Origin of the sequence: Hyalangium gracile (genome assembly GCF_020103725.1) — a bacterium.
Taxonomy (GTDB): domain Bacteria; phylum Myxococcota; class Myxococcia; order Myxococcales; family Myxococcaceae; genus Hyalangium; species Hyalangium gracile.
The window spans coordinates 315,309-335,404 of record NZ_JAHXBG010000003.1; the positions used below are offsets into that span (position 1 = coordinate 315,309).

14 protein-coding genes and 1 pseudogene are annotated in these 20,096 nt (G+C 70.7%); 5 read left to right on the forward strand and 10 right to left on the reverse strand.

The window, feature by feature from the left end; translation table 11 throughout:
• From ilvC to KY572_RS08010, 6 genes and pseudogenes are all read right to left on the reverse strand, one after another.
• Positions 1–1,032: pseudogene (ilvC, locus tag KY572_RS07985) on the reverse strand (ketol-acid reductoisomerase); the annotation flags it as partial.
• A 22-nt stretch (positions 1,033–1,054) separates the two neighbouring features.
• Positions 1,055–2,755, reverse strand: coding sequence for a dihydroxy-acid dehydratase (gene ilvD, locus KY572_RS07990; RefSeq protein WP_224241904.1), 1,701 nt, complete (start codon positions 2,753–2,755; stop codon positions 1,055–1,057).
• A gap of 35 nt (positions 2,756–2,790) precedes the next feature.
• Entirely contained in the window at positions 2,791–3,711 is a 921-nt protein-coding gene (locus KY572_RS07995) for a branched-chain amino acid transaminase (protein ID WP_224241905.1), read from the reverse strand.
• Positions 3,712–3,751: 40 nt separating this feature from the next.
• A complete protein-coding gene (ilvN, locus tag KY572_RS08000; RefSeq protein WP_224241907.1) occupies positions 3,752–4,297 on the reverse strand; it encodes an acetolactate synthase small subunit in 546 nt (181 codons plus the stop codon).
• An 11-nt stretch (positions 4,298–4,308) separates the two neighbouring features.
• Complete coding sequence (gene ilvB / locus KY572_RS08005) at positions 4,309–6,093, reverse strand: biosynthetic-type acetolactate synthase large subunit (protein ID WP_224241909.1); 1,785 nt, start codon at positions 6,091–6,093, stop codon at positions 4,309–4,311.
• A 158-nt stretch (positions 6,094–6,251) separates the two neighbouring features.
• Positions 6,252–6,392 (reverse strand): hypothetical protein, encoded by a 141-nt coding sequence (locus KY572_RS08010; RefSeq protein ID WP_224241911.1) that lies wholly within the window; start codon positions 6,390–6,392, stop codon positions 6,252–6,254.
• Between the two features lie 145 nt (positions 6,393–6,537).
• On the opposite strand from KY572_RS08010, the gene KY572_RS08015 reads away from it, so the two are divergent.
• The 4 genes from KY572_RS08015 (at position 6,538) to KY572_RS08030 (ending at position 12,913) form a co-directional block, all read left to right on the forward strand.
• A complete protein-coding gene (locus KY572_RS08015; protein ID WP_317987826.1) occupies positions 6,538–7,893 on the forward strand; it encodes an FAD-binding oxidoreductase in 1,356 nt (451 codons plus the stop codon).
• A 230-nt stretch (positions 7,894–8,123) separates the two neighbouring features.
• The gene (locus KY572_RS47720) at positions 8,124–9,836 is read left to right on the forward strand and encodes a thioredoxin-like domain-containing protein (RefSeq protein ID WP_224241915.1); all 1,713 of its coding nucleotides are present in this window, start codon (positions 8,124–8,126) and stop codon (positions 9,834–9,836) included.
• A gap of 105 nt (positions 9,837–9,941) precedes the next feature.
• A complete protein-coding gene (locus KY572_RS08025) occupies positions 9,942–11,783 on the forward strand; it encodes an HSP90 family protein (RefSeq protein WP_224242130.1) in 1,842 nt (613 codons plus the stop codon).
• Positions 11,780–12,913 (forward strand): hypothetical protein, encoded by a 1,134-nt coding sequence (locus tag KY572_RS08030; protein ID WP_224241917.1) that lies wholly within the window; start codon positions 11,780–11,782, stop codon positions 12,911–12,913. The genes KY572_RS08025 and KY572_RS08030 overlap by 4 nt, the downstream gene beginning before the upstream one ends.
• Here KY572_RS08030 and KY572_RS08035 read toward each other — a convergent pair.
• Positions 12,897–14,237, reverse strand: coding sequence for a protein kinase domain-containing protein (locus KY572_RS08035; protein WP_224241919.1), 1,341 nt, complete (start codon positions 14,235–14,237; stop codon positions 12,897–12,899). The genes KY572_RS08030 and KY572_RS08035 overlap by 17 nt on opposite strands.
• Positions 14,238–14,329: 92 nt before the next feature.
• Positions 14,330–15,940, reverse strand: coding sequence for a long-chain fatty acid--CoA ligase (locus KY572_RS08040; RefSeq protein WP_224241921.1), 1,611 nt, complete (start codon positions 15,938–15,940; stop codon positions 14,330–14,332).
• A gap of 282 nt (positions 15,941–16,222) precedes the next feature.
• On the opposite strand from KY572_RS08040, the gene KY572_RS08045 reads away from it, so the two are divergent.
• Complete coding sequence (locus KY572_RS08045; protein ID WP_224241923.1) at positions 16,223–16,942, forward strand: hypothetical protein; 720 nt, start codon at positions 16,223–16,225, stop codon at positions 16,940–16,942.
• 44 nt (positions 16,943–16,986) lie between these two features.
• Here KY572_RS08045 and gstA read toward each other — a convergent pair whose 3' ends face one another.
• Positions 16,987–17,598, reverse strand: a complete 612-nt coding sequence (gene gstA, locus KY572_RS08050; protein ID WP_224241924.1) for a glutathione transferase GstA — start codon at positions 17,596–17,598, stop codon at positions 16,987–16,989.
• 118 nt (positions 17,599–17,716) lie between these two features.
• The gene (locus KY572_RS08055; RefSeq protein WP_224241926.1) at positions 17,717–20,044 is read right to left on the reverse strand and encodes a Tex family protein; all 2,328 of its coding nucleotides are present in this window, start codon (positions 20,042–20,044) and stop codon (positions 17,717–17,719) included.
• Between the last annotated feature and the right edge of the window lie 52 nt (positions 20,045–20,096).

The window sequence follows — 20,096 nt, forward strand, 5'->3', positions numbered from 1 at the left end:
TCAGCGAGGCGTGGGCTCGCTCGAGTCCTTCCGGGACTCGCGAATCCAGGACATCATCTCGCGAAGGCGCCGGCCCACGTCCTCGATGGGGTGCTGTCGGCCCTGCTCGCGCAGCTTGTCGAACATGGGGCGGCCCGCCTGGTTCTCGAGGATCCACTCCCGGGCGAAGGCGCCCGTCTGGATCTCCTTCAGCACCTTCTTCATCTCCGCGCGCACCTGCTCGTTGATGAGGCGGGGGCCGCGCGTGTAGTCGCCGTACTCGGCGGTGTCGCTGATGGAGTGGCGCATCCAGCCCATGCCGCCCTCGTACATCAGGTCCACGATGAGCTTGAGCTCGTGCAGACACTCGAAGTAGGCGCTCTCGGGCTGGTAGCCCGCCTCCACCAGCGTGTCGAAGCCCGCCTGGACGAGCGCCGTGACGCCGCCGCAGAGCACCGCCTGCTCACCGAAGAGATCCGTCTCGGTCTCCTCCTTGAACGTGGTCTCCAGCAGGCCCGCCCGCGTCGCGCCGAGCGCCCGCGCGTAGGACATGCCCAGGGCCCGCGCCTGGCCGGTGGCGTCCTGGTGCACCGCGATCAGCGCCGGAGTCCCCTTGCCCTCCTGGTAGAGGCGACGCACCAGGTGGCCGGGAGACTTGGGCGCGATGAGCAGCACGTCCACGTCCGCGGGCGGGCGGATCTGCCCGTAGTGGATGTTGAAGCCGTGCGCGAAGAACAGGGCCTTGCCCCGCGTGAGGTGGGGCGAGATGTCCGCGTCGTAGATCTGCTTCTGGGTCTGGTCGGGCGCCAGGATCATGATGGCGTCGGCCCACTGCGCGGCCTCGGCGACCGAGGTCACCTTGAGCCCCGCGGCCTCGGCCTTGCCTCGCGAGCGGCTGGCGGCGTGCAGGCCCACCCGGACGTCGGCGCCTGACTCCTTGAGGTTGAGCGCGTGCGCGTGCCCCTGGCTCCCGTAGCCGATGATGGCGACCTTGCGGGCGCGGATGGGCTCGAGGGAAGCGTCCTTGTCGTAATAGATGCTCGTCATCTGAACGGTCCTTGTGGTTGGGAGGGAGCTACGGAGAACGGGGAGGGAGCGGAGGCGGCCGCGTCACGGCGCCCTCGGCGGCCGAGGAGACCAGGGCCGCGTACTTGGCGAAGACGCCCGAGGAGAACCGAGGCGGCGGAGGCCGGAAGCCGCGCAGGCGCTCGGAGAGCTCGGAGGGAGAGAGCGCCACGGAGAGCTGCCGGGCCTCCGCGTCGATGGTGATGATGTCTCCGTCGCGAACCGCCGCGATCGGACCGCCGACGGCCGCCTCCGGGGCCACGTGGCCCACCATGAGTCCGCGGGTGGCGCCGCTGAAGCGGCCATCGGTGAGGAGCGCCACGGAGTCGCCCAGCCCCTGGCCCACGAGCGCCGCCGTCACGCCGAGCATCTCGCGCATCCCCGGGCCGCCTCGCGGGCCCTCGTAGCGGATGACCACCACATCGCCGGGACGGATGCGGCGCTCCTGCACCGCGGCGAAGGCGTCCTCCTCGCGCTCGAAGACCCGCGCGGGACCTCGGTGGTACGGGCGCTCGTGCCCCGACATCTTCACCACGCAGCCTTCCGGAGCGAGGTTGCCGCTCAGGATGACCAGGCCTCCCGTGGAGCGGATGGGCTCGCTCAAGGGACGGATGACCCGCTGGCCCGCGGTCTCCGTGGCTCCCGCCGCGTGCTCGGTCCAGGTCCGCCCGTCGATGGTGCGAGCACTGCCCTCCAGGAATCCACCGGCCAGCATGCGCTGGGCGAGCAGCGGAACGCCGCCCGCGCGGTCCATGTCCACCGCCGCGAAGCGGCCCCCCGGCTTGAGGTCCGCCAGCAGCGCCGTGCGCCGGCTCACCCGATCGAAGTCCGCCAGGGACAGCGGCACGCCCACCTCTCGCGCCAGGGCGAGCAGGTGCAGCACCGCGTTGGTCGAGCCTCCCGTGGCCGCCACCGCCGCGATGGCGTTCTCGAAGGACACCCGCGTGACGATGTCGCGAGGGCGAGCGCCACGCTGGAGCAGCTGCATGATCAGCCCGCCGACCGCGACGCTCGCCTCCTCCTTGCCAGGCGCCTCGGCGGGGATGGTGGTGTACCCCACCGGCGTCAGGCCGAGCAGCTCGATGGCCAGCGCCATGGTGTTGGCGGTGTACTGCCCGCCGCAGGCGCCTGCTCCCGGACAGGCGACGTTCTCCAGCTCGGAGAGCGCCTTCGGCGACATCTTCCCGGCCGACACCGCGCCCACGGCCTCGAAGACATCCTGGATGGTGACGTCCCGGCCCTCGTAGCAGCCCGGGGCAATGGAGCCGCCGTAGAGCACCAGGGAGGGCAGATCCAGGCGCAGCAGCGCCATGGCCGCCGCGGGGAGCGTCTTGTCACAGCCCACCAGCGCCACCACGCCGTCGAACATGTGGCCGCGGCACATCAGCTCGATGGAATCGGCGATGACCTCCCGGCTCACCAGCGAGGCGCGCATGCCGTCGGTGCCCATCGTCACGCCATCGCTCACGGAGATGGTGTTGAACTCCATGGGCGTGCCGCCCGCGGCCCGGATGCCCTCCTTCACCTTGGCCGCCAGCCGGCGCAGGTGGAAGTTGCAGGGCATCGTCTCGGTCCAGGTGTTGGCCACGCCGATGATGGGCCGGGACAGGTCCTCGTCGGTGAAGCCAATGGCCTTCAGCATGGCGCGCGCGGGCGCGCGGCCGACTCCCTCGGTGATGGCACGGCTGTGGTGGCGCGGATCTCGGGTCATGGGGGTTCCTGGAGGGCGGTTCTCGGGCGGGAGCGCTACTTGCCGGGCACGTAGGTCAGCCACTCGGCGGAGCGCGGCAGCTCGCCTCGCACGGCCGACTGATAGGCCTGCTGGAGCTTCCGGGTGATGGGGCCCGTGCGGCCGCTGCCGATGGTGCGGAAGTCGATCTCGCGCATGCCGACGATCTCCGCGGCGGTCCCGGTGACGAAGACCTCGTCAGCCATGTAGAGCTGGTCTCGCGAGAGCGGCTGCGCGCTCACCTCCAGGCCCATCTCCCGCGCCAGGATCATCACCGTGTCGCGGGTGATGCCCTCGAGGATCTGCGCCTCGGGCGGCGTCATCAGCCGGTTGCCCTTGATGATGAAGAGGTTGGCGCCCGTGCACTCGGCCACCAGCCCCTGGGCGTCCATCATGATGGCCTCGTCGAAGCCCAGCCGGACGGACTCCGTCTTGGCGAGGAACGAGTTCGGATAGTTGCCGGCGATCTTCGCCTTGGTCATCGCCACGTTGGGGTGGTGGCGCGTGTACGAGGAGACGTTGGCCCGCACGCCGCGCTCGGCGGCCTCGGGACCGAGATAGGCGTTCCACGGCCACACGGCGATGCCCACGTGGGGCTGGCCGCCATCCAGGTTGAGGTTCCATCCTCCGCCCGCGAGGTAGATGAGCGGGCGCAGGTAGCACTCCTCGAAGCCGTTGGCGTGGACCGTCTCCTGGCAGGCCTCGATGAGCTGTCCCACCGTGAAGGGCAGCTCGCGCCAGCCCAGGACCGCGGCCGACTTGTGGAGCCGCTCGATGTGCTCGCGCAGGCGGAAGATCGCCGGGCCGTTCACCGCGCGGTAGCAGCGGATGCCCTCGAACACCGCCATGCCGTAATGCACCGCGGGCGTCATGAAGGGCATCTGCACCTCGCCCCCGGCCATCATCTTCCCGTTCATCCAGATGTACTTGCAGTCCATACGTGTTGCCTCTCTTCAGCGGCTTCGGATGACTTCTCTCTCAGGCGGTGTGCTCCGGCGGGTCGGTCCTCGCGTCGAGCAGGTCCGTGAGCGCGGACTGGGCTCCGCGGGCCATCGCCACGGCGCCGGTGCGCACCAGCTCGATGATTCCGTGAGGGCGCAGCAGCTCGATGAGCCCGTCGATCTTGTCCGGCGTGCCGGTGAGCTCCACCATCACCGAGGCGGGCGTCACGTCGATGGCCCGCGCCCGGAACACCTCGCAGACCTGCAGCACGTTGGGGCGCGTCTTCTCGTCGGACCGGACCTTGATGAGCGCCAGCTCGCGCGCCACCGTCCCCTGGTCCGTCACCTGCTCCACGTAGAGGACGTTGATGAGCTTGTAGAGGTTGGCCTCGAGCAGGCGCGCCTCGCGGTCATCCGCCTCCACCACCAGCGTGATGCGCGAGATGGCCGGGCGCTCGGTGCGCGCCACCGTGAGCGAGTCGATGTTGTAGGCCCGGCGCCGGAAGAGCGAGATGACGCGGTTGAGGACGCCGGGCCGGTCCTCGACGTGGGCGATGAAGGTGTGTTGGCGGGAAGGGTTCATGGCGGGGCTCCTCAGACGGCTCCACTGGTCCAGGGAGAGCTCCCGCCGGGCGCGCTGCCGGACGGAGGACGGCGGATCATGTCGTCCAGGTCCGCGCCCGCGGGCACCATCGGGTAGACGATGTCCTCCTGCTCCACCCGGAAGTCGATGACGGTGGTGCCGGGCTGGGCTCGCGCCTGCGCCACCGCCTCCGGAATCTCCTCTCGCCGGGTGACGCGCAGGCCGTTCAGCCCGTGCGCCTCGGCGAGCTTCACGAAGTCGGGGTTGCGCAGCGCGGTGGCGCTGTAGCGGTTCTCGTAGAAGAACTGCTGCCACTGCCGCACCATGCCCAGGTAGCCGTTGTTGATGATGGCCACGTGGACCTTGATGCCCTCCTGGGCGCAGGTGGACAGCTCGGCCGCCGTCATCTGGAAGCCACCGTCCCCCACCACCACCCAGAGCTCGTCGTCGGGCCGGGCGAAGCGCGCGCCAATCGCGGCCGGCAGCGCGAAGCCCATCGTGCCCAGGCCTCCCGAGGTGATGAGCTGCCGGGGGCGATCGTGCCGGTAGTACTGGGCCTCCCACATCTGGTGCTGGCCCACGTCGGTGACCATGAGCGCCTTGCCCTGCGTCAGCCACCACAGGTCATGGATGACGTGAGCGGCGTAGAGCCGGCCGTTGTGCGGCAGGTACTGGATGTCTCGCACCGCCGAGTCGCCCTTGAGCGCGCGGATGTGCTCCATCCACGGGGTACAGGTGCGCCGCTGGATGCGCGGGAGCAGCCGGGTCAGCGTCCGGCGTAGATCTCCCACCAGCCCCACGTCCACCTTGACGTTCTTGTTGATCTCCGACGGGTCGATCTCGATGTGGATCTTCCGGGCCTTGCGCGCGAACGTCTTCAGGTTGCCCGTCACCCGGTCGTCGAAGCGCATCCCCAGGGCGATGAGGAGGTCCGACTCCTGGATGGACGTGTTCACCCAGGCCTCGCCGTGCATGCCCATCATCCCGAGGCTGAGCGGGTGGGTCGCCGGGAAGCCGCCCAGGCCGAGCAGCGTGCTGGCCACGGGGATGCCGGTCTTCTCCACCAGCTCCATCAGCAGCGGCGCGGCCTCGGCCTTGAGCACGCCATGGCCGGCGAGGATGAGGGGCCGCTCGGCGGCGGCGATGAGCTCGGCGGCGCGGGCCAGCTCATCCTCGGAGGGTTGGTGCTCGGGACGGTAGCCGGGCAGCCGCACCGGCCGGGCCCGCCAGTCGTCCTCGGTGGAGGCCTGCTGCGCGTCCTTGGTGATGTCCACCAGCACGGGCCCGGGGCGCCCCGAGCGGGCGATGAAGAACGCCTCACGGAGGGTGGGCGCGATGTCCTCGACGCGCGTGACGAGGTAGTTGTGCTTGGTGATGGGCAGGGTGACGCCGGTGATGTCCGTCTCCTGGAAGGCGTCGCTGCCGAGAAGCGTGGAGGAGACCTGCCCGGTGATGCAGACGATGGGCGAGGAGTCCAGCATCGCCGTGGCGATGCCCGTCACCAGGTTGGTCGCTCCCGGCCCCGAGGTGGCCAGGCACACGCCCACCTTCCCCGAGGCGCGCGCGTAGCCGTCCGCCATGTGCGCCGCGGCCTGCTCGTGGCGCACGAGCACGTGGCGGGCCGAGCGCTGATGCATGGCATCGTAGATGGGCATGATGGCCCCACCCGGATAGCCAAAGACGACGTCCACGCCCTCGCTGGCGAGGACGTCCCAGACGATCTCGGCGCCGGTGCGTCTGGCCGCGCCGGAGGTGCGCTCCGGGGCGGGGGCTCCCAGCGGAGCACCGGGTTCCATTTCAGGCTGTGTGGCCTTCGGGCCTGCTCCAGGTTTCGTCATTTGCGCCTCCACGGCGGACCGCGTGTGGATTGAGGACGCCGAAAAACGAAAACCCCGCCACCGTTTCCGGGGCGGGGTTTTTCGTTTCGGCCTGGGTGGGGTGATTCAACCAGGTGTCAAAACGGTGGCCCGCTCCCGTGAACGACGAGCAGCACGGCTACCAGCGCTACGCGAACGAAGCCCTGCACGCGCGAGACCGCACCGCGGCACGTCGCCGGGTGCTGGGTGAGCTCGATGCGGGAGGAGAAGTTCGTCATGGCTGCGTCCCTTCATCATGCGTCAACTGTCACGGCGAGTGCAAATCGCTCGACCGCTCTCGGGGTTTTCCCCAGCACACGCCGTCCGCGGCCCCAGAGGGGACGAACGCTCATGGTACGGTCCACGCGCATGAGTGCGGACCTGTTGGGTGACCTCGCGGCCGTGCTGCCACCCGCTGGACTCGTCACCGACGCCGATGTGCTCGAGGCGCATCGCCGGGACCAGGCCTCGTGGGCGGTGGCAGGCACTCCGCGCGTCCTCGTCCGCCCGGCCTCGACGAGCGAAGTCCAGGCCGTGCTCCGGGTCGCCTCCGCCCATCGGGTTCCCGTGGTCGCCCGAGGCGCCGGGTCGGGGCTGACCGGCGGAGCCAACGCCGTGGACGGCGGCATCGTCCTCTCGCTCATGAGGATGAACCGGATCCTCGAGCTGGACCGCCGAGGGCTGTTCGCCGTCGTCCAGCCCGGGGTGCTCAACGCCGCGGTCAAGGCCGCCGCCGCCGAGCAGGGGCTCTGGTACGCGCCGGATCCCGCGAGCTGGGAGTTCTCGAGCATCGGCGGCAACCTCGCCACCAACGCGGGCGGCCTGTGCTGCGTGAAGTACGGCGTGACGGGAGACTCCGTGCTGGGCCTGGAGGCCGTGCTCGCGGATGGCTCCGTCGTCCGCACCGGCGGCCGCACGCACAAGAACGTGGCCGGTTACGATCTCACCCACCTGTTCGTCGGCTCCGAGGGCACGCTGGGCATCATCACCGAGGCCACGCTGCGGCTCCGGCCACGCCCGCCTCCCGCCACGACGCTGGTGGCCTCCTTCCCGACGCTCGTCGCGGCCGGCGCGGCCGTCACGGAGATCATGGCCAGCACCCGCCCCTCGCTCCTGGAGCTGATGGACCGCGCGACCGTCCGCGCCGTCGAGGCGCACCGTCCCATGGGGCTGGACGTCGACGCCGCGGCGCTCCTGCTGGCGCGCTCCGATGCCGGAGGAGACCAGGGCGTCGCGGAGTGCACGCGGATGGCCGCGGCCTGCGAGGCCGCCGGAGCCACCTTCCTCGCGCAGTCCGCCGACGAGGCCGAGGGGGAGCTGCTGCTGGGCGCGCGCCGCCTCGCCTACCCCGCGCTGGAGAGACAGGGGAGCACACTGCTGGATGACGTGGGCGTCCCGCTCTCGCGCATCGTGGACCTGCTCGCGGCCGTCGAGCGCATCGCCGAGCAGCGCGGCGTGCTCATCGGCACCTTCGGACATGCCGGTGACGGGAACATGCACCCCACCCTCGTCTTCGATCGGAATGATCCGGATGCCGTCGCGCGGGCCCAGGCGGCGTTCGACGACATCCTCCTCGTGGTAGGCGAGCTGGGCGGGACGATCACCGGAGAGCATGGCGTCGGCCTGCTCAAGCGTCCCTACCTGGCCCGGCAGCTCGGCCCCGAGACGACGCGGGTCCACACGGCCATCAAGGCGGCGCTCGATCCGCTCGGCATCCTCAACCCCGGCAAGCTGCTCTGATCGCCAGACAGCAGGCCAGCTCCACCGTCGGCCCTCGCCGCCACGGCGGCCGGCGCGGCACGTGAGGCCGGCTCGGACATCCTGACGCCCCGCTGATACATGCCGTGACGGAATGTCACACTGCGTGCTATCCCTATCGGGCTCGCACTGCGTGGGGGACACGGGCACATGGCTTGCCTGCCTGCTCGGCGACCACCCTGCCTGGGCGCGCTTCCCGGAGGAGAAACTCGGTGAGCCATCTCGAGACCCGCAACCTGTCATCCCAACCGAGGCACCACCCTGTGCGCTCGAGCCCGGCGTTCCTCGCCGTGTGCCTGCTGCTGCTGCTTCCCGCCTGCGCGGCGAGAAAGGCCGGCATCTCGGGCGAAGTGAAGGGCACGGAGGGCACGCTGCCCTATGCCCAGGTCTTCCTCACCCAGCCCAACGAGAAGATCGCCAAGCCTCTGCGCTCCTCGGAGGTCCAGCCGGACGGAAGCTTCTGGCTGGAGGTGCCGGGCCCGGGCGACTACCTGCTGTGGCTCGCGGCTCCGGGCTATCCCGCCCAGAGCCTCTTCATCCCGGTGACGCCCGAGGAGCCCGCCGTGTCGCTCCAGGCGACCCTGGCGCCCTACCGCTACGTGGAGCGCTTCGAGAAGCCCTCCGTCATCGGGAGCTGGAACGACTACGCCATGGGCGCCGCCGAGCCGATGGTGCCCCAGCCGGATGGAAGCTGGCTCTTCGAGCGCGAGGTTCCCGGAGACAGCGTCACCTACCAGCTCACGGAAGTGGTGGCCGACGGGAGCACCGTCCCCGGCACCCAGGCGGAGGGCTATGTGATCGACTCGGGGGGCGACTACCAGTGCAAGGTCCGCACGCAGGAGGGCCGGGTCCGCATCCGCTTCGAGCCGGCGAAGCTGCCCCGGAAGGGCGAGGGAGCTCCGCTGCACGCCGTCTTCGAGGCTCCGCACGAGGAGCTGGGCCCCCTCAACGCACTCCACGCCGAGGCAGCCCACCGAGGCCAGGAGGCCCAGCAGGCCTTCGTCGCTCGCAGGGGCAACCCCAAGGTCCGGTCCTTCGACTACGGCGACTTCCCCAAGAAGCTGCTCGCCATCGCGCGGGACTCCAGCAAGTCCGTGCTCACGCGACAGGTCGCGGCGCTGGACCTGCTGGGGCTGCCCTTCTACGAGCCGGCGACGTATCACCCGGGCGCGGAGGGCGAGGCGCTCGCGGCGGAGCTGTTCCAGCTGCTGCCCATCGACAGCCCTCGCTGGGTGCTCTCGCCGCATGGGCCTCCGCGCCTGGTGGGCCTCACCGCCGAGGCGTCCCAGCCGGGGCTGCTGCGGCAGTTCGCCGACCGCAACCCGGAGCCGAAGGTCCGTGCCGGCGCTCTCGTCGCCCTCCTGATGCGAGCCCAGAAGGCGGAAGACACCGCGCAGGTCGCCGCGCTCAGCGAGGAGCTGAAGCCCTACGCCCAAGGCAACCCGCTGGTGCGGATGATGCTCTCGTCCACCCGGACGGACCTCAAGGTGACCAAGGGCCAGCCCGCGCCCTCCTTCTCCGCCGAGCTGCTGGGCGGACAGGGCACCGTCTCCCGCGAGAGCCTGGCGGGCCGCTTCTACCTCGTGGACTTCTGGGCCGTGTGGTGCGCGCCCTGCGTGGAGGAGATCCCCCGGCTTCACACCGCCTTCGAGCGGTTCCAGGGGCGTGGAGGCTTCACCATCCTGAGCGTCTCCCTGGACCGCTCGGTGGAGCAGGTGCGGCAGTTCCGCGAGAAGTGGAAGATGCCGTGGCTCAACGTCTTCGCGGGGGCCAGCTTCGAGTCACCGCTGCCCAAGGCCTTCGAGGTGCAGTCCATCCCCTCCGCCGTCCTGGTGGATGCCCAGGGCCGCATCGTCGCCAAGGACATGGAGCTGCGCGGAGAGCAGCTCGAGCGCACCCTGGACGCCCTCCTCCCCGCGAAGTAGGAGGCCGAGCAGGCGCACGTGGAGTGCGGCCGGCTGGGCTCCCCGCCTCCACCCCCGCATCTGACCCGCCAGTCAGTGCAGCGGGTGCGCTACGCTGCCCGGGACGTGGACCACCGATTCCAGATCAACCTCCGCGGGGTCATCGACCTCCTGTCCCACCACCTGTACAGCTCCCCCGGCGTCTACGTCCGGGAGCTGCTGCAGAACGCCACGGATGCCATCCGGGCCCGGCAGCTCCTGGAGCCCGGCCACGAGGGCACCGTCCGGGTGGAGCTCATCGAGAAGCAGGACGGCGGGCTGCCTACCCTGCTCTTCAGCGATGACGGCATCGGCCTGACGGAGGAGGAGATCCACCGCTTCCTGGCCACCATCGGCGAGAGCTCCAAGCGCGAGGCGCTGGCCGAGCGCCGCAACGACTTCATCGGCCAGTTCGGCATCGGCCTGCTGTCGTGCTTCATGGTGTGCGACGAGCTGCTCGTGGTGACGCGCTCGGTGAAGGGCGACGGGCGGACCATGGAGTGGCGGGGCCGGCATGACGGCACCTACTCCGTGCGGCCCTCCGAGCACCCGCTCGAGCGCCCGGGCACCCAGGTCTTCCTGGTGGCCCGGCAGGACGCGGCCGAGTTCTTCACCGTCGAGCGGGTGCGCCAGCTCGCCCTCCACTACGGCGGGCTGCTGCCCTTCCCCATCCTGCTCACGGCCGACGGCCGGACGAGCCGCATCAACACCGAGGGAGCCCCCTGGCGCCGCAAGTACGAGAGCGCGGGAGACCGGCGCGCGGCGCTGCTGGCCTACGGGCGCGAGGTGTTCGGCTCGGACTTCATCGACTGCATCCCGCTGAAGTCCCCCGCGGGAGACGTGGAGGGCGTGGCCTTCGTGCTGCCCTTCAGCCCGCACTACAACGCGAAGCAGAAGCACCGCGTGTACCTGAAGAACATGCTCCTGTCCGAGAGCGCGGAGAACCTGCTGCCGGACTGGGCCTTCTTCGTGAAGTGCGTGGTGAACGCCAACGAACTGCGCCCCACCGCCAGCCGCGAGTCCTTCTACGAGAACGAGACGCTGGGCAAGGCCCGCCAGGCCCTGGGCCAGGCGCTGCGGCGCTACCTCATCGAGCTGGCCAAGGACGACCCGCGCGCCCTGCAGCGCCTCATCTCCCTGCACGGGCTGTCGGTGAAGGCGCTCGCGCTGGATGACGATGACTTCTACCGGCTCGTCATCGGCTGGCTGCCCTTCGAGACGTCCATGGGGATGATGACGCTGGTGGACTACCGCCGCTCCAACCCCACCGTGCGCTACGTCTCCTCGCTGGACGACTTCCGGCAGGTGTCGCGGGTGGCCGCGGCGCAGGGCCTGTGCGTGGTGAATGCCGCGTACACCTATGACACGGACCTCATCGAGAAGCTGCCGCGCATCTTCCCGGACTCGCAGGTGGAGCCCTTCACCGCGGCGGAGCTGCCGCAGAGCTTCGACGAGCTGACGCTGGACGAGCGCGAGGAGGTGTTCCCGCTCATCAAGCAGGCCGAGCTGGCGCTCCAGCCGTTCCGCTGCGACGTGGCGGTGAAGAAGTTCCGTCCCAAGGAGGTGCCCACGCTCTACAGCGTGGACGCGGAGGGCTCCTTCCGGCGCGACGTGGAGCGCAGCCGCGAGGAGAGCGACGACCTGTACGGCTCCATGATGGACAGCATGCTCACCGGCGCCCAGGGCGGCGACCGGGCCCTGCTGACCTTCAACTTCCTCAACCCGGTGGTGCGCAAGCTGGCGGGGGTGGCGGACCGCAAGCTGATGAAGCTGTCGGTGGAGATGCTGTATGTGCAGGCGCTGCTGCTCGGCCACCGCCCGCTGAGCGCCATGGAGATGGCCCTGCTCAACCAGGGCCTGCTGGGGCTCATCGCGGGGCGGCTGGACGGCGGTGGGGGAGAGGACTCGGGCCGGGGAGGGATGCATTGACCGCGCGGGACTGGCGTGAGCAGGTGCAGGAGCTGAGGGATCGCGCCGCCCGCCTGCGACACGGCGAGGCCAAGGTCATGGCCTTCGAGGAGGCGGTGCGCCTGGCAGACACCCACGGCGACCTGGAGCTGGCCTTCGAGCTGCGGGACGAGCTCATCGACGCGGCCACCTTCGGCGGCTTCCCGGACAAGGCCCTGGTGGCCTTCGCGTGGTGCCGCGCCCAGACGAAGAAGAGCCCGGAGCGCTTCGACGCGGAGCAGCTCCTGTGGAAGCAGAAGTGGGTGGTGGGCCGGCTGGACGACTTCCCGCACATCACCCTCAAGCAGATCCACGACGCGCTGGACGACATCGAGCAGACGTACGCCAAGGTGGATGCCGGCAAGCGCGCCGTCCTCAAGCTGCGCTACCAGACGGCAAGGGACCTGGGCGACGAGGCCGCGACCCAGCGGTACTGGGACCAGTGGATCTCCGCGCCGCGCGACTTCCTCACCGACTGCCGCGCGTGCGACCTGGACGACGAGATCGACCACCACATCGACCTGGGCGAGTACACGAAGGCGCTGGAGAAGGCCCGTCCCATCCTCGAGGGCCGCAGCGGCTGCGCGGAGATCCCCCACCTGACCTACGGCAGCGTCCTCTACCCGCTGCTCAAGCTCGGGCGGCTGGAGGAGGCGCGGGACTGCCACCTGCGCGGCTACCCGATGATCTCTCGCAACCGGGACTTCCTGGCCTGCGTGGGCGAGCACGTGGAGTTCCTGGCGCTCACGGGCAACCTGTCTCGTGGGCTGACGCTGTTCGAGCACCACCTCGGCTGGGCGCTGGACCATGCGAGCTGGCGGGATCGCTTCACGTTCCACACCGCGGCGGAGTTCCTGCTGTCCCGTCTGCTGGCCGAGGGCCGCGACACGGTGAGCCTGCGGCTGCCGAAGGCCTTCGCGCTGCACCAGCGCCAGGGCACCTACGACACGCGCGAGCTCCATGGCTGGGTGGACACCCAGGCGAAGGAGATCGCCGCCCGGTTCGACAGCCGCAACGGCACGGACCGCTTCCAGAAGCTGCTGGAGCGCACGCGGCAGCTGGAGAAGGACGTGTGGCCGTTCCCCATCGAGACGACTACGGGTCCGAGCTAGACGGGCGCGGCGTGGAGAGGATGGGGACATAGCAGGCCCCCCTCCACTCGTAGGCGAAGTCCGGGCAGTCCGGGGGCAGCGCGTCGTGCTTCATCCAGCAGCCTCCCAGGATCTCCAGGGTCCCCAGGCAGGGAGGTCGCCGCTGGCCCGGCAGCGGCTCCAGGGGAAGGCCCGCGCTGAACACCCCGCCCCAGTAGGGGACGGGAGCCTCGAAGGTCGCTGAGGTGATGGGCACGCCGTCGCCCAGATCCACCTTTCCGCCATCCCGCGGATCCGCGTCGGGCCCCTCCGCTGTCACCATGAGCGGCGCGTCCAGGAGCACCTCGTTGCCGAACTCCGGTGGGGGAGACTTCGTGAGCAGGGGCATCGCCACCGCGGCTCCCGCCAGGCTCAGCCACACCCAGCGCGTCCGCCTCGAGACGCGGGACGGCTCCTTCCAGGAGCCTGGCTGCGCGGGAGCCGGCGGAGTGCTCGCGCGGGTGTCCCGTGGCGCCTCGCTCTCCGCGAGCTCCTCCAGGGCCTCGGCCAGCTCCCGGGCCGTGCCTCGCTCGTCGGGCTCCACCGCGAGCATCTTCAAGATCAGCGCATCGAGTCGCGGAGACACCCGGGGGTTGAGCTCCCGGGGAGGCCTGAGCTCCGCTCCCTCTCCGTGCCACACCTCGGAGCCGTCCACGCTGGGATCCGTGGGTGGCGGGTACTGGGCCGTGACCAGTCGGTAGGCCATGACTCCGAGCGCGAAGACATCACTCCTGGGCTGGGCGCCGTCGTGGACCCGGGGAGGGCCGCCATGGCTCCGGGCGAGCTGCCACGCCTCGGGGCTGCGGTAGGCGTGGTGGCTCGCGCCCAGGCCCGTCAGGACCACGCGCTCCCCCTCCCGCGTCACCAGCGTGGTGTCTCCGTGGATGTCCAGGGGGAGCCCTCCCACCACGTGCGTGGCCGCGAGCGCCCCCGCCACCTGCGCCAGCAGCCGGGCCACCTGGCACGACGAGGGCTCGTGCGCGGCGGCCCAGTCATAGAGGGGCGTCCCCTCTACCCACTCCAAGACGATATAGGGATAGAGGACGCCTCCCGGAGAGCGCCACACCCCGCTGTCTCGCAGGCTGGGGACGGCCGGGTGGTGGAGGCGGGACAGCAGCGCCACCTCGCGCTCGAAGTGGGGCTCCAGCTCCGTCAGCGCGATCTTCAGCGAGACGAACTCCGGGGGCTCCTGGCCCTCCTTCGCCGCGCGGTAGACGATGCCATGGCTGCCTCGGCCTCGCCTGCCCACCAGGCGCCACGGCCCCACGGACGTCCCCGGCCGGAGGAAGGCGGGGTGCAGATCCATCGAGCGAGGAACCTCCATCAGGGACGACCTCGCGGTGAGAGGGGCAGCCGGCTCATGACCGTCCAGCACCCTACTCCATCAGTAGGTCGCTGTCAGCCCTCCCTGATGGGTGGTCCTGGGGCCCGAGGTGCGTACTCGCGCCGCAGCACCTTCTTGTCCACCTTGCCCGTGGCTGTCCTCGGCAGCTCCGCCACGAAGTGCGCCGCGTCCGGCAGCCACCAGCTCGCCACCCTCGGACGCAGGTGCTCCACCAGCTCCTCGAAGGAGACGCGGGACTCCGGCTGGCGGACCACCACCGCCACGGGACGCTCGCCCCAGTGCTCGTGGGCCACGGCGATGACCGCCACCTCCTTCACTCCCGGGTGGGCCATCAGGTGGTTCTCCAGCTCCACCGAGCTGATCCACTCGCCGCCGGACTTCACCAGGTCCTTCGTCCGGTCCACGATGCGCAGCGCGCCGTGCGCGTCGAGCGTGGCCACGTCCCCCGTGCGCAGCCAGCCGTCCCGGAAGCGCTCCTCGCCCGCCGCGCCCCGGAAGTAGCGGCTCGCCCCCCAGAGCCCCCGCGTCTCCAGCTCTCCCACGGAAGTGCCGTCCCAGGGCAGCTCGCGCCCCGCTCCGTCCACCACCCGCAGCTCGATGCCCGGCACGGCGGCGCCCTGCGTCGCCAGCGGTGCGAGCCGCTCCTCGGGAAAGCCCTCCTCCCGGGCCCGCGCCATCGTCCCGCTCGGCCCCAGCTCCGTCATGCCCCAGGCGTGCAGGAACGAGATGCCGTGCTCGGCGAAGCGCTGGATGGTGCGCATGGGCAGGGGCGCTCCTCCACACAGGATGCGCCGCAGAGAGGACAGCTCGTGCTTGCCCTCGCGCAGCACCGGCTCGAAGGCGTTCCACACGGTGGGCACCGCGGCGGCCAGGGTGACGCGCTCCCGCTCGATGAGGCGGGCCACGGAGCCCGCGTCGAGCCTCGGCCCTGGCAGCACCAGCGCCGCGCCCGCGAAGGCCGCCGAGTACGGAAGCCCCCACCCGTTGGCATGGAAGAAGGGCGCCAGGGGGAGCACCACGTCGCGCTCCGACACGGCCATGGAGTCCACCATCAGCGCGCCCATGGCATGCAGCACGAGCGAGCGGTGCGAGTACTCCACGCCTTGCGGCCGGCCCGTCGTCCCGCTGGTGTAGCAGAGGCTCGCGGGCGTGCGCTCATCCACCTCGGGGAGGTTCTCGAGGGGCGCCTCGGCCGCGAGCAGCTCCTCGTAGCGGGGCGCTCCCGCGAAGGCAGGAGCCACCTCGGCCTCCTCGCCCATCACCACCCAGTGGCGGACGTGGCCGAGCCGGCTCCGCAGCTCCGCCAGCACCGGCGTGAGCGAGGCATCCACGAACACCACCGCGTCCTCGGCCTCGCGCGACACGTGCACCACGTCGTCCGGATGGAGGCGGACGTTGATGGGGTGGACGATGGCCCCCAGCAGGGGCACTCCCAGGAGCAGCTCCAGATGCTGGTGGTGGTTCCACCCGAAGGTGGCCACCCGCTCCCCCGGGCGAACCCCGAGCCGCCTCAGCGCACCGCACAGGCGCAGCGCGCGCTCCGTCACCTGCGCCCACGTGCGCCGCTCCCCTCCCTCCGGCCGGGCGGTGACCACCGGCCTGGCGCCGCCGATCCGGGCCGCGCGACGCAGCACGAGGGAGAGCGTGAGAGGAAGCTCGCTCATCTCCGCTCCCCTCGCGCGGAGACGTCACTCACGAAGGCCACGCTCGATTCCTCGGACATCACTCCTCCTCCCAGCGGGCCTCATCATCCAGGGCGGGAGCCGCCCAGGCACCGCGCGATGCTCGGCCCCCAGGCGCGGAGTGTTCCCTTTGGCACACGCCCCGAATGCCTCCAGGGTCCGACGAGACCCGAGCAGCGGCGGGGGCAGGCACTCCCTCGTCTTCTCCCGGAAGTCGAGCAGGCGTGAACGCGGAGGCTACCTATCTTCTTTGTGAGGTCTCTCATGCGTACTCGCAGACTTGGATGGTTGCTGGCACTGCTCGTGGTCGGGTGCATTCCCGAGCCCCGGCTGCAGCCACGTCCGGACGCCCGCGTCCTTGCGGGGGATGAGGGGGCCGCCGTCGCGGAGGCCAACGGCGTGCGGCTCATCGCGGACGGCGAGGCCTGGAAGGGCCACCCGTCGAACCTCGAGCGCCGCCTGACGCCCGTGGAGGTCCGACTGGAGAACCAGAGCGGACGGGCGCTGAGCATCCGCTACAGCGCCTTCGAGCTCCTCGGGGCGTCGCGCTTCGAGTACGCCGCGCTCTCACCGCTGGCGCTGGAGGAGGCCAACGCCTCGCAGCCTCGGTGCATCGCCGGGTACCAGCCCGGATACTGGCGCATGGGCGCCACCTGGGGACCCTACCGAGCGTGGAACCGTGGCTACGCCTGGGGCTCACCCTGGCGCTCACCCTGGTGGCCGAGCCCCTACTACGACCCGTTCTACGGTCCCTACGGCCCGCCGTACTCCGTCCGGTGCGAGGAGCCGCTCCCCACGCAGGACATGTTGGACGAGGCCCTGCCCGAGGGCACCCTGGAGAGCGGGGGCACCGTCGCCGGCTTCCTCTACTTCCCAGCGGTCGGCGAGCGCGAGCGACAGGTCATCCTGCAGGCCAGCCTGGTGGACGCCACCACGGGCGAGCGGTTCGGCCAGCTGAGCATCCCGTTCCAGGTGCGCCGCTGACGGACTGCGGGCGCGGGAGCGCACTCCCACGCCCGTCCAACACCTCAGGCCCTCTTGCCGAACTCCACCTCCAGCGTGGCCTTCACCGCGGGCCGGGCCGCGATGCGGTCCCGGAAGGCCTGCAGCGCGGGCCACGGGCTCAGGTCCATCCCCAGCGGCTGGGCCCAGCCGAGCATGACGAAGAGGTAGGAATCCGGCGCGGAGAACTGCTCTCCCATGAGGAACGGCTTGCCCTGCATCTTCTGGACGATGAAGTCGAAGCGCTTTCCCGCCCGCTCGAGGTTGGACTTCTTCTCGGCATCGGAAATGCCCGGCCGGAAGCATGCGGCGAGGGGCTTGTAGACCTCGGAGGCCAGGAAGGCGAGCCACTCCTGCAGGCGATAGCGCTCGAGCGTCCCGCTGGCGGGCGCGAGCTTCGCCTCTGGCTTCTGGTCGGCGATGTACTGGGAGATCGCGGGGTTCTCGGTGAGGATCTCCCCGTTATCCAGCTCCAGCGCCGGCACATAGCCCTTGGGGTTGATGCTGTAGTAGTCCGTGCCCTTCTCGGTCTTGTGCGTGGCCAGATCGACCTTCACCAGATCGAACTTCAAGCCTGCCTCTCGCAGCAGGATGTGCGGGTTCTGCGAACAGGAGCCAGGGGTGTAGTAGAGCTTCAAGCGGAGCCTCCTCCATATGGGTGGATGGGGGCTCCCTTATAAGAGTGCTTCGCCTGGCACGCACGACGACCGACACGATTCCTCGCCTCGAGTGTGGAGCGAGTCAACATCCCCCCACTCAGCGCTTGAGGTTGCGAAAGGGATTGTTGAATGGCTCGGGGCCCTTCTTGTCCGCCGGGGCAGGTTTGCTTCCGGAAGGACGCGCTGGCGGCGGCCCCTTTGCACCCGAGGGGCTCGTCGTCATGCGGCCCGCGCTCCCCGCCGGGGCCCGCCCCGAGGACGGCGCGGGCGCTCCTCCCTCCTGCACCGCTCGCACCGAGAGCCCCAGCCGCTTGCGCGCCAGGTCCACGGAGAGGACCTTCACCGTGAGCCGGTCGCCCACCTTCACCACCTCGGACGGGTCCTTCACGAAGCGCGTGGAGAGCTGGGACACGTGGACGAGCCCGTCCTGGTGCACGCCCACGTCCACGAAGGCGCCGAACGCGGTGACGTTGGTCACCACGCCTTGCAGCACCATGCCCTCCTTCACGTCCTCCAGCGTCTTCAGGTCATCTCGCAGCGCGGGCGCGGAGAAGTCTCCGCGCGGATCGCGGCTGGGCTTCTCCAGCTCGGAGAGGATGTCGCGGAGCGTCAGCTCTCCCAGGTCCGGCCCCAGGTAGCGCTTCGGATCGATCTTCCGCACCAGCTCCACGTTGCCCACCAGCGCGCCCACCTCCACGCCCAGGTCCTTCGCCATGCGCTCGACGACGGGGTAGCGCTCGGGGTGGACGGCGCTCGCGTCGAGCGGCTCAGGGCCGCGCACGCGCAGGAAGCCCGCCGCCTGCTCGAACGTCTTGGGCCCCAGGCCGCTGACCTTGAGCAGCTCGCGCCGCGTGGAGAAGGCGCCCTTCTTGCTCCGGTGCGCCACCAGCTTCTTCGCCAGCGACGGCCCCACGCCGGACACGTGCTCCAGCAGCTGCGGCGAGGCGGTGTTCACGTCCACCCCCACCGCGTTCACGCACGAGTCCACCACCTCGCCCAGCTTCTTCTTGAGCAGCCCCTGGTCCACGTCGTGCTGGTACTGCCCCACGCCGATGCTCTTGGGGTCGATCTTCACCAGCTCCGCCAGCGGATCCTGCAGCCGGCGGCCGATGGAGACGGCGCCGCGCAGGGACACGTCCAGCTCCGGGAACTCCTCGCGCGCCACCTCGGAGGCCGAGTACACGGAGGCGCCCTGCTCGCTCACGGAGACGATGGGCACCTTCGTCTCGAGCTTCTCCAGCACCTCGCGCACGAAGCCCTCCGCCTCGCGGCTGCCGGTGCCGTTGCCCACGGCGATCAGCTCGGGCTTGTGCTTCTGGATGACCGCGGCGAGCTGCCGGGCGGCGCGGGCGCGCTCGTCCGGCGAGCGCTCCGTGTAGAGGGTGGCCGTCTCCGCCACGCTCCCGGTGGCGTCCAGCATCACCATCTTCACGCCGGTGCGCAGGCCCGGGTCCAGCGCCACCACCGGCCGCGTGCCCGCGGGCGGGGCCAGCAGCAGGTGGCGCAGGTTCTCGCCGAACACGCCGATGGCCTGGCGATCCGCGCGCTCCTTGAGCTCGGCGCGCAGCTCCGACTCCAGCGACGGGCCCATCAACCGCTCCCAGGCGTCCGCCGCCGCGGCGCGCAGCTCCGAGGCGAAGAGCGCCTGCGGCCTCGTCACCACGCGGGACGTCAGCAGGCCCTGGGCCTCGTCATCCGGGAAGAGGACCTTCACCCGCAGCACCTGCTCGGCCTCGCCGCGCAGCAGCGCCAGCACGCGGTGGGAGGGGGCCTGGGTGAGCGGCTCCTCGTGCTCGTAGTAGGACTCGAACTTGGTCGTCTCGCCCTTCTTCGCGGGCGCCACCTCCGAGCGCAGGCGGCCCTTCTGGACGCACAGCTCGCGCGCGGCCCGGCGCAGCGGCGCATCCTCGGCGACGCGCTCGGCGCAGATGTCCCTGGCGCCCGCGAGCGCCGCCTCCAGGTCCGGCACGCCCTTCTCCGCGTCCACGAAGGGGCGCACCCGCGCGTTCCGGTCCTCGCCGCGCTGGCCCTCCTGCTTCCAGAGCAGATCGGCGAGCGGCTCCAGCCCCCGCTCCCGGGCGATGGCGGCCCGGGTGCGGCGCTTGGGCTTGTAGGGCAGGTAGAGGTCCTCCAGTTCCGTGCGCGTCCTGGCGCGCTGGATGGCCTTCTCCAGCTCCGGTGTCAGCTTCCCCTGGCTCTCGATGGTGCGCAGGATGGTGTCGCGCCGCGAGTCGAACTCGGCGCGCTCGGCGGCGCGGTCGAGGATCGTCTGGATCTGCACCTCGTCCAGGCCGCCGGTGGCTTCCTTGCGGTAGCGGGCGATGAAGGGGACGGTGGCGCCCTCGGCATTGAGCGCGAGGGTCTTGTCCACCTGCTCGGGCTTGAGGCCCAGCTCCTGGGACAACTCGACGGCGTAGGCGTGCATGGCGGGGGCAACCTATCACCCGCCGCCCTTCTTGCCTACTTCCACCCACACC